The organism is Psychroserpens mesophilus (genome assembly GCF_050617655.1).
GTDB lineage: Bacteria > Bacteroidota > Bacteroidia > Flavobacteriales > Flavobacteriaceae > Psychroserpens > Psychroserpens mesophilus_A.
Genome location: NZ_JBODQC010000208.1, coordinates 1 through 265, shown reverse-complemented (window position 1 = coordinate 265; position 265 = coordinate 1). Strand labels below are relative to the sequence as shown.

At 39.2% G+C, this 265-nt stretch carries 1 pseudogene; it reads right to left on the bottom strand.

The annotated features are described in order from the left end of the window. A pseudogene (locus ACRHNM_RS16975) lies at nucleotides 1-265 on the bottom strand (iron ABC transporter permease); the annotation flags it as partial.

Sequence of the window (265 nt, the reverse complement as noted above, 5' to 3'; positions counted from 1 at the left end):
AATCACATGGTCTGCACGTTCTATCATATCTTTATCGTGCTCTACAACAATAACAGAATTGCCCACATCCCTAAGTGATTCTAACGAGTTAATGAGTTTTTCATTATCACGTTGGTGTAGACCAATACTAGGCTCGTCTAAGATGTATAATACACCAACTAATTGCGAACCTATTTGCGTAGCCAAACGAATACGCTGTGCTTCACCACCAGAAAGCGACTTAGAACTACGGTTTAAAGTGAGATATGTTAAACCTACGTCCAAT